This is a genomic window from Ralstonia sp. VS2407, assembly GCF_052950655.1.
This window is the reverse complement of the sequence record NZ_JBRFVG010000031.1, coordinates 1-2,896: the sequence shown is the minus strand read 5'-3', so window position 1 is coordinate 2,896 and position 2,896 is coordinate 1. Positions and strand designations below refer to the sequence as shown.

At 63.2% G+C, this 2,896-nt stretch carries 4 protein-coding genes; all 4 read left to right on the top strand.

Going from position 1 to position 2,896, the window contains the following annotated elements; all coding sequences use genetic code 11:
• On the top strand, positions 1-153 hold a 153-nt coding region (locus ACU8YE_RS23620; protein WP_446929763.1), incomplete at its 5' end, for a succinate dehydrogenase, cytochrome b556 subunit.
• Positions 154-163: 10 nt separating this feature from the next.
• A complete protein-coding gene (sdhD, locus tag ACU8YE_RS23615) occupies positions 164-529 on the top strand; it encodes a succinate dehydrogenase, hydrophobic membrane anchor protein (protein WP_232040411.1) in 366 nt (121 codons plus the stop codon).
• 3 nt (positions 530-532) lie between these two features.
• Positions 533-2,311 carry a succinate dehydrogenase flavoprotein subunit gene (sdhA, locus tag ACU8YE_RS23610; protein ID WP_316882014.1) on the top strand — a complete coding sequence of 593 codons (1,779 nt, stop codon included), beginning with the start codon at positions 533-535 and terminating at the stop codon, positions 2,309-2,311.
• 22 nt (positions 2,312-2,333) lie between these two features.
• Positions 2,334-2,896, top strand: a 563-nt coding sequence (locus ACU8YE_RS23605; RefSeq protein ID WP_446929762.1) for a succinate dehydrogenase iron-sulfur subunit, incomplete at its 3' end; no start/stop codon positions are given.

Genomic DNA, 2,896 nt, shown 5'->3' with positions numbered 1-2,896 from the left:
CTGCACCACTTCTGCGCCGGCATCCGTTACCTGATCCTCGATCTGCATATCGGCATCGACAAGGCCTCGGCCTCCAAGTCGGCTGTGAGCGTGCTGATCGTCAGCCTGCTGCTGACCGTCGTGTTCGGCGCCAAGCTGTTCGGCCTGTTCTGAGGAATCCGCAATGGCACAAAACAATATTGGTCCCAAGCGCCTCGTTGTCGGCGCGCACTACGGCCTGAAGGACTTCCTCGCGCAGCGCGTCACCGCCGTGATCATGGCGGTCTACACCATCGTGCTGCTGGCTGCGTTCCTGCTCTCCAAAGACACGTCTTACCAAAGCTGGGCGGGGCTGTTCTCCAACCAGTGGATGAAGATGCTGACGTTCCTGGCGTTCGTGTCGCTCACGTATCACGCCTGGATCGGTGTGCGTGACATCTGGATGGACTACGTGAAGCCCGTGGCAGTGCGTTTGACGCTGCAAGTGTTGACGATTCTGTGGCTCGTTGGTTGTGCGGGCTACGCAGCTCAGATTCTCTGGAGGGTTTAAGACATGGTCGCAGTCAAGACTGGGCTGCCGCGCCGCAAATTCGACGTGGTGATCGTCGGTGCGGGCGGTTCGGGCATGCGTGCATCGCTGCAGCTGGCAGAAGCCGGCCTCTCCGTGGCCGTGCTGTCCAAGGTTTTCCCCACCCGCTCGCACACCGTGGCGGCGCAGGGTGGTATCGGTGCTTCGCTGGGCAACATGAGCGAAGACAACTGGCACTATCACTTCTACGACACCGTCAAGGGCTCCGACTGGCTCGGCGACCAGGACGCGATCGAGTTCATGTGCCGCCAGGCACCGAACGTGGTGTATGAGCTGGAACACTTCGGCATGCCGTTCGACCGCAACGCCGACGGCACCATCTACCAGCGTCCGTTCGGCGGCCACACGTCGAACTACGGCGAGAAGCCCGTGCAGCGTGCCTGCGCCGCGGCCGACCGTACCGGCCACGCGCTGCTGCACACGCTGTATCAGCGTAACGTGCGGGCCAAGACCCACTTCTTCGTCGAATGGATGGCGCTGGACCTGATCCGCGACCAGGACGGCGACGTGCTGGGCGTGACGGCGCTGGAAATGGAAACCGGCGAGGTCTACATCCTCGAAGCGAAGACGACGCTGTTCGCCACGGGCGGTGCAGGCCGCATCTACGCAGCGTCCACCAATGCCTTCATCAACACCGGTGACGGCCTGGGCATGGCAGCGCGCGCAGGCGTCCCGCTCGAAGACATGGAGTTCTGGCAGTTCCACCCGACCGGCGTGGCCGGTGCGGGCGTGCTGATCACGGAAGGCGTGCGTGGCGAAGGCGGCATCCTGCGTAACAAGGACGGCGAGCGCTTCATGGAGCGCTATGCCCCGACGCTGAAGGATCTGGCGCCGCGTGACTTCGTGTCGCGCTCGATGGACCAGGAAATCAAGGAAGGCCGCGGCTGCGGCCCGAACGGCGACTACGTGCTGCTCGACCTGACCCACGTCGGTGCCGAGACCATCATGAAGCGCCTGCCGTCGATCCGCGAGATCGGGCTGAAGTTCGCCAACGTCGACGCCATCAAGGAACCGATTCCGGTGGTGCCGACCATCCACTACCAGATGGGTGGCATTCCGACGAACTATCACGGCCAGGTCGTGGTGCCGAAGAACGGCAACCCGAACGAGGTCATCAACGGCTTCTACGCGATCGGCGAATGCTCGTGCGTGTCGGTGCACGGCGCCAACCGCCTGGGCACGAACTCGCTGCTCGACCTGGTGGTGTTCGGCCGTTCGGCGGGCAACCACATCATTGCGCAGAACCTGAAGAACCGCGAGCACAAGCCGTTGCCGGCCGATGCAGCGGACCGCGCACTGTCGCGCCTGGCCAAGCTCGATGCGTCCAGCTCGGGCGAGTACGCGCAGGACGTTGCCAACGACATCCGCCGCAACATGCAGTCGCACGCCGGCGTGTTCCGTACGCAGAAGCTGATGGATGAAGGCGTCGAGCGCATCCTGGAAGTGGCCGAGCGTGCTGGCAGCATCCACCTGAAGGACAAGTCCAAGGTGTTCAACACCGCGCGCGTTGAAGCGCTGGAAGTGGCCAACCTGGTGGAAGTGGCCAAGGCGACGATGGTGTCGGCCGCCGCCCGCAAGGAATCGCGCGGTGCCCACGCACACAGCGACTTCCCGAATCGCGACGACGAAAACTGGATGAAGCACTCGCTGTGGTACAGCGAAGGCAACCGCCTCGACTACAAGCCCGTGCAGTTGAAGCCGCTGTCGGTGGAATCGGTGCCGCCCAAGGCGCGTACGTTCTAACGGATAAGAAGGGCCCACAAAAATGAAGCGTATTTTTGAAGTCTATCGCTACGATCCGGACAAGGACGCAGCGCCCCGCATGCAGACCTACGAGGTTGAGCTCGACGGTCACGAGCGCATGCTGCTCGACGCGCTGGTCAAGCTCAAGAAGCTGGACGAGTCGATCGCGTTCCGTCGCTCGTGCCGTGAAGGCGTGTGCGGCTCGGACGCCATGAACATCAACGGCAAGAATGGTCTGGCATGCCTGACCAACATGCGTGAGCTGCCCGAGAAGATCGTGCTGCGCCCGCTGCCGGGGCTGCCCGTGGTGCGCGACCTGATCGTGGACATGACGCAGTTCTTCAACCAGTACCACTCGATCAAGCCGTACCTGATCAACGACGAGCCGCCGCCCGAGAAGGAGCGCCTGCAGTCGCCGGAAGAGCGTGAAGAGCTCGACGGCCTGTACGAGTGCATTCTGTGCGCGAGCTGCTCGACGTCGTGCCCGTCGTTCTGGTGGAACCCGGACAAGTTCGTTGGCCCCGCCGGTCTGCTGCAGGCGTATCGTTTCATCGCCGACAGCCGCGATCAGGCCACCAGCGAGCG

Excerpts from the sequence above, each read along its gene's own strand:
- sdhD (WP_232040411.1), top strand. The coding sequence starts at position 164 with ATGGCACAAAACAATATTGGTCCCAAGCGCCTCGTTGTCGGCGCGCAC.
- sdhA (WP_316882014.1), top strand. The coding sequence starts at position 533 with ATGGTCGCAGTCAAGACTGGGCTGCCGCGCCGCAAATTCGACGTGGTG.